This window comes from Okeania sp. SIO2F4 (assembly GCF_010672385.1).
Classification (GTDB): Bacteria; Cyanobacteriota; Cyanobacteriia; order Cyanobacteriales; family Microcoleaceae; genus Trichodesmium.
Genome location: NZ_JAAHGT010000494.1, coordinates 1 through 7,021, shown reverse-complemented (window position 1 = coordinate 7,021; position 7,021 = coordinate 1). Strand labels below are relative to the sequence as shown.

The following is a 7,021-nucleotide window of genomic DNA, read 5'->3' as shown; positions in this document are numbered from 1 at the left end:
TATGGAGAGAATGTATTAGTTGTTCGGCAAAACTTTAAAAATATTGACCGGGCACAAATTTTAAGCAAAACAACAGGATTTTGTAAAATTGTCGGTCATCGCAATGGGAAAATTTTAGGCGTTTCAATAGTAGGCAATCAAGCAAGTGAGATAATTCATGTTATGGCATTAGCTATTCGTCAAGGAATAAAAATAGAAACGATCGCTGAATTACCTCATATTTTACCGACTATATCAGAAATTAATGCTCAAACAGCAACAGCATGGTTAAAACAAAAACATGAGAATAATCAAATAGTTAAAGATTGGCTAGAAAATTTATTTCATTGGCGACGTTCATTGTAGAAGAAGAAAGAAGAAAGAAGTAAGAAGTAAGAAAGAAGAAGAAAAAAGTAAGAAGTAAGAAGGAAATTTAATAGTTTTGTTTGAAGACTACAATATTAAAGTTAGGAAAAGTGAGAGGTAAGAAAGAAGAAAGAAATTTCTTACCGAAAAATTAAGATTTCAAGCTTCTCCTTGGCATCGCCACGGGTTGTCGCCCTAAAGGGAGGAAAAATAAAAAAAAAATTTTCTTTTAGCCAATTATTTTATGAGAGGAGATGTAATAATTAATGATTATAGGCGATGTGCAACTTTCTACGGAATAATCAGCATTTCTGGGTCAAGAGCGGAAAGTCTGGTTCTCACAACTCCCTAAATTTCGTCGGTTGGAAAAAGTTGCACACGGCGTGATTATAGCACTTTTTAGAATGATCAGATACAGTTTAAGACTAATCTCTATTCCCTATTGACTAAGGTGATAAAACTTTGTACCTCACTAAATTCTGAAACTGTTGTAATTGTTGAATAAATTTACCGAATAATTAATGATTAATAATTAATCATTAATCATTAAATAATTCAGGTAAAAAGCCTCCTCACATAGGGGAAAAAAATAAATTTTTTCCTTTTAGTCAATCCTCTCCCTTTTAGGGAGAGGTAATTATCCATTAATGAATTGAGCCACTCTGAAAAAATTATAGAGGCAAGATTCCAATCAAAGTATTGTGCTAAATTTAAAGCTATATCTATATAGATATCTCCAGAAAATAAACTTGCTCTTTATTTAAGATAAGCCAGAGTTGTCAAAGTCACTTACAAAAACATTTTTCGTACTGCTTTGGCCGTGAAAATCTATTCTCTGTTCCCTATTCCCTGTTCCCTATTAGATGCAAAAAATATATATCTTTATTCGCGGCTATGTCTAATAGTAAAATGCCAATACTTGTATAGATAAATTGTATAGAAAGAAGATAATGAATAACATAGAAACTCCAATTTTTCTCAAACGCCAAGACGTAACTTTAGCTTATACACTATTAAGAATAATATTCGGAATAAACTTCTTTGTACATGGTTTAGTCCGAATTGGAAATATGGGAGGATTTATCGAGGCAATGGTAAAGAGATTTCAAGATATAGCACCAAGCTTTCTGATTGTACCATTTGCTGCTTTCGTTACTCCTGTAGAATTAATATCTGGATTTCTAATGATAATAGGGCTACAAACACGCAACGCAATTATCGCAGGTTTTGTATTAATGATGCCATTAATGTTTGGCGTTTGCCTACTTCAAGAATGGGATACAGCCTCATCTCAACTCATTTATTGCTTAGTTTTCTTCATTCTTTTAGCAGGTTGTAGTCTGAATACTATTTCCATCGATAAAATCCTGCGTAATAGAAAATAAACTATAAAAAGACTATAAAAGTAGTTCTTAATTAGTAGATTTAAGTGGTAGATATTAAAATGGAAATTTATTAGTTAAAAATTTTACGACTGCTATATATACAAAGTAAAAACTATAGTGCCACACTAAAAAATGTCAAAATGTCTAAGGAAAGAAATTTTTCAAAAATATATTTTTAGACACCAGTTGACGGCCTTACCCCATTTCCAAATCTTAAAACCTACATCTGCTTTGCTATGCTAGAAGCGCCCTAGTTTAGTAACATTATATTTACTATGCACAGGATATTGACAGGCCAATTGCAGGTAGATCGCTTAACCCTAAAAATTACTGGGTTGCCTAAAAATTTACAAGGTACAAAACTTGTACACCTGTCAGACTTCCACTATGACAGGAAGCGACTTTCTGAATGGCTACTCTCTGAAGCGATCGCCATTACCAACGAAGTCGAACCAGATTTAATTTTACTTACAGGAGACTTTATCACAGATGAACCGACACCTGTGGATGACCTGGTGTTGCGGTTGAAATATCTCGAAAGTCGCGCTGGAGTTTATGCTGTACTTGGCAACCACGATGAAGAATATCCGGGTGCCAGAGATAAAGTCATAGACGCTTTTACTCGAATTGATGTTCCCATTCTACTTAACCAAGTCGTCTATCCTCTGGGTTCCGATTTAGCTCTAGTAGGATTAGAAGACTATTGGTCTGGTAACTTCAAACCAGTTACAGTTATGGAATCTATAAGTAAGACAGTTCCCCGAATTGTTTTATCCCACAATCCTGATACCGCTAAAGTATTACAAAAATTCCGTGTAGACTTACAACTTTCCGGTCATACCCACGGAGGTCAGATTAGACTACCATTCCTCGGACCTCTCCCTCAGTTCCGAGAACCTATTCGTAGACTCATACCCAAATTTTTACGACCTATTGTACCATTTATGGAAAAATGTCACAAAATAGTTGAGTATTGGGAATGGTCTCAGGGATTACATCAAGTTGGAAATAACTATTTATATGTGAATCGTGGTTTAGGAACTTATTTTCCAGGGAGGTTATTTTGTCCGCCAGAAGTTACAGTAATTACATTAGAAACTAATTAGAGTGCATTAAATGTGCTCTATTTTTTTAGGGTACTAATTTTTAGCGATAAATTTGTAGAGGTGGATTTCAACCTAAATATTTAGATACAAGGATTTTTATCTAATTATGAAATCTACCTCAATTTTTTGGTAACAATCATATGTCATATATTTATAAACTGCTGAAAATTTAATATTATATTCGGTTAATAGTTAGCGTAGATCAGGTTGAGGAACATTCGCGGAGCGTCTCCGTTAGAGACTTGCGCAAAAATAAAGTACCAGTCAAACAAGCTATATTCAAGAAATCGCAAAACCTGATTGGTAGATTAATAAACCGCAAGTCCCTTAGCGCAGCTTATCCGCAGGATAAGGATAAAACCCAAAAAAGACAACATATTATCAATGACTATCCAAACTTGAGATAAATTGTGATTAGTAATTGGCACTTAGGAATTATCTGATAGCTTCAAAGTATTTCTTTGTCGAGGGCGGTCTAATATTGTTTCTCAAAAACTTTTCAACCCTTATCTTGAGTAGGGTTGGAGGTAGGAACGTTACATGCAACGTCCGAGAGCGAGAAGTAAAAATAAGAAGAATTAATACGCTTCTGGCTAACAATTATTAAAAAGGTGATTCGGCCTTTTTTAATTACTTAATAATTGAAGTTTCCTCAAGTATAGCATTAATGCATGGTAATTAGTATAATATTGTTTGAGCAAAAATATTAGTTAAAAAATTGCAAAATTCCTGTAAAGATTCACAATTAATCAAACTATCTAAAAAACGTTTTTTTGAGATTTATAGAGATATTTAAACATCCAAAATAAGTTTAAAATTAGTATTTTTGATTGAATAATAATTTTCAAATCAGGAGTCAAAGGAATATAAACAACTCTTCTTCAAAGTTAACTTTATTTATGACTAGATACTTATCAATATAAAGACAGCGATCGCCTAATTGCTTGGGCAAGCAACTTACCAAAACTTATTAAGAAAAAATAGATTTATGGAAGAGTTTATTAGAAAGCTGCTAACAAATTTTGTCGAACTAACTATTTTTTCCCTAATGCTGTCATTGGGACTAAACTTAACCATCAAGCAAGTCACATTATTATGGCGAAAACCTAAAATACTACTCAGTTTTTTATTAGCAGTAGATGTATTAGTTCCTATAGTCACATTGCTGATAGTATTACTATTATTTGATTTGCCACAACCAGTCAAAATTGGTCTAATATTAATGGCAGTATGTCCAGGCGCACCATTGACTACCAGAAAAATAGTCCAAGCAAAAGGCAACTTTCCCTATACAGTCAGCTTTCAGGTAACAGTTTCTCTATTAGCAGTAATTACTGTTCCCTTACTGTTAGCAATTTTAAGTTCTCTATTTCCCCCTGATGTTGATATATTACCCAGACAAGTTGCCGAACAAGTAACATTTGCTCAGTTGCTCCCCATCAGCATCGGTATTGCCATCAGAGAAACATGGCCACAACTTGCTGACGACATGGGAAAACCACTGACAAAAATTGCTAACGTGATGTTCATAGTGTTAGTAATTTTTGTGTTGGTAAAGAGTCTGGATATTGTTCTGGGTTTGAGTTGGTTATCAGTAGTAGCAATTATTTTGATGACAGTTTTATCTTTGGCGATTGGTCATTTATTGGGGGGACTGAGAGAGGATACTCGTACAGCGTTAGCAGTTTTCTGCGCCACTCGTAACCCTGGTTTAGCATTATTAATTGCTAGTTTGAATTTTCCGCAGTTGGAAGTATTGCCAACACTGGTAGCTTATGCGTTAGTGGGAGCTTTAGCTGCTATTCCTTATCTGACCTGGCGCAAGCGTATTGCTGCTCAACGTGCTGAAGCAGAAATGGAAATTTAGTGGAATTTAGGCCAAACAAGGCATTTGGGAGATTATGCTGAAGTCTTAGTGTTTGAGAGCATCGGCAGTATTCATGGTGCCAATGATGCGGACATTTTCAGGGGTACTCAATAACTGTCCACTATAGGAGTAGAAGCAAAGGGCGCAGACATGTATAAATACTCAAACTCAGTCAGGGATTACTTTTTACTTTTGAATGCTTGAATTTGAACTTGCGCGTAGCGCTATACCAGCAAGGGTAATTTTTGCGGGTATTCCAGGAGATACATAAGTTCGACGACAACTTGAGAGAGGTTACGCGGTTAATTTCATCAATTATGAGTACGCAAGTATCCTGACAGAGTGCTGCTTTTTGACAAAATTGCAGGAAGCGATCGGAAATTGTCCACACAATTTTTATTAAGTTATACCATGTCCGGATAAGAGCGTGATGAAAACACTTTTTCCCTATCTCCTATCTTCCCCTCCACCGGAGGGGTTAGGGGTGGGTTGTCTCCTGGCTCCCCTCCACCGGAGGGTTAGAGGTGGGTTGTCTCCTGGCTCCCCTCCACCGGAGGGTTAGGGGTGGGTTGTCTCCTGTCTCCTCCCTAATTATTTATAACTGTTCAACCGGACATGATATTAGATAGATTTTCAGAATAGCGATCGCTAACCATTTAACAAAACAATATCACCCCACTTATATCAAATCCAGTTATACAGTAATCGCATGCATTACTTCCTCTTCATGAGAAATAAATACAAATTTAAAAATTCATGCTCCATAATCCTTTCTTCCTCCTGACTCATGACTCCTCAGAGATACGATAACTAATTACCTGGATTCTATATTAATTCTAGATTTTATCATACTGGCATTTACATTATTTTTCAATTGATGCTCCACCAAAAAAAAAGCTCATTCAACGAACATTCCCACGAATGGAGAAAAGCAAAAGCGCTATATTTTATCGACTGATATCAAATCTACTCGGGTTCGGTATAAAAAAGTGTTCACTTCACGAGCGTCATTGCCAAATCTTTCTAAATTCTCTTCCCTTCCCGCCTCCTGACTCCTGATTTATGACTCCTGACTCCCGATCTAATTACACCAATACTACCGAATTTGATATGAGAAGCAACTTTCTAGAAGTATACTAAGAACCAATTCTAGGAGAACTAGAAAGTTCAATTAGCCAACCAATCAAAGAAGCTTTTTTAGCGATAGGTCAAGCTGTAGAAGTGAACGTAGAAGATTCCTAATTTCTTGCATAGACTCATACTAATCTGGCCACTTCTCAGGCAACATCACAAAAGCAATAGTTATTTTTACGAAGCACCTCAAAGCCGACTTTAGGCTCGATCCAAGCAATTATCAGAACCCGTATCAAATGTCTCTTCTCTTTTGACCCAATTTCATGTTTAATAATATATGGCAGCCAGCTAATCTAGTACAACTTCATCTTAATATCTTAGTAAAGTTGTTCGGTGAAAAACTAATAAATTTGTACTAAATAAAGTCGCAAACTGCTATTAATTTGAGAGGATTTGAAAAGCAAAAAAACAGTTTAAAGATGCTAAAAATTATACCATTTTTTTCATTGAATAGATTGTTTTTGTACATTGCAAAAAAAATCATTCTCATATTGTCTGGCAAAATCTGAAATTTCAACCAATTATTGATTACTAAATCCTAAAATTATATGTTAGAAGCGTGTATATTTTTCACCGTATTATGTGGATTTTTCGGCATCATATTTAAGAAAAATTTGGTGATGAAAATCATCTCAATGGATATTATGAGTACAGGAGTTATTGCTTACTATGTGTTGGTAGCATCCCGAGATGGTGTATTTACGCCTATTGTAGTCACAGGCAAAAATGTTGCTTATTCAGATCCGGTTCCCCAGGCAGTTATTTTAACTGCTATTGTAATTGGATTTTCAATTCAAGCTTTAATGCTAGTGGGTGTGATGAAGTTAGCAAAGGATAATCCTACTCTGGAAACTAAAGCGATAGAAGACAATAATACACCATGACATAGTTGAAGTCAGAAGTTAGAAGTCACAAGTCAGAAGTTAAATTCGCAGCACGGACTAAATTTGAGAGAAGCGAGAATGTTCTAATAGACTTCTCCAAAAATCAAAAATAAAATCAATTATTGTCCATAAATTATCAATGACTTCTCCCTATTCCCTCTTTTCTGGAGATATCTAAATAGTCATAGCAATACTATAACTGATAACTGAAATGACCAATATTACAATTGCCTGGATGGCATTACCATTTTTTGTTGGGTTCCTGATATATCTACTACCCAAACTTTCTCGCTTTCTAGA

General features: G+C 35.2%; 4 protein-coding genes and 1 pseudogene. All 5 read left to right on the top strand.

The genetic code is table 11. The features are described 5' to 3' along the window. Nucleotides 1-345, top strand: a pseudogene (locus tag F6K22_RS25670) (mercuric reductase); the annotation flags it as partial. Between the two features lie 950 nt (nt 346-1,295). After that, the gene (locus F6K22_RS25665) at nt 1,296-1,730 is read left to right on the top strand and encodes a DoxX family protein (RefSeq protein WP_293104535.1); all 435 of its coding nucleotides are present in this window, start codon (nt 1,296-1,298) and stop codon (nt 1,728-1,730) included. Nucleotides 1,731-2,005: 275 nt separating this feature from the next. Further along, nucleotides 2,006-2,836 carry a metallophosphoesterase gene (locus F6K22_RS25660; RefSeq protein WP_293104532.1) on the top strand — a complete coding sequence of 277 codons (831 nt, stop codon included), beginning with the start codon at nt 2,006-2,008 and terminating at the stop codon, nt 2,834-2,836. Between the two features lie 988 nt (nt 2,837-3,824). Beyond that, a complete protein-coding gene (locus F6K22_RS25655) occupies nt 3,825-4,703 on the top strand; it encodes a bile acid:sodium symporter family protein (protein WP_293104530.1) in 879 nt (292 codons plus the stop codon). Nucleotides 4,704-6,385: 1,682 nt separating this feature from the next. Beyond that, complete coding sequence (locus F6K22_RS25650; protein ID WP_293104527.1) at nt 6,386-6,721, top strand: cation:proton antiporter subunit C; 336 nt, start codon at nt 6,386-6,388, stop codon at nt 6,719-6,721. Nucleotides 6,722-7,021 lie beyond the last annotated feature (300 nt).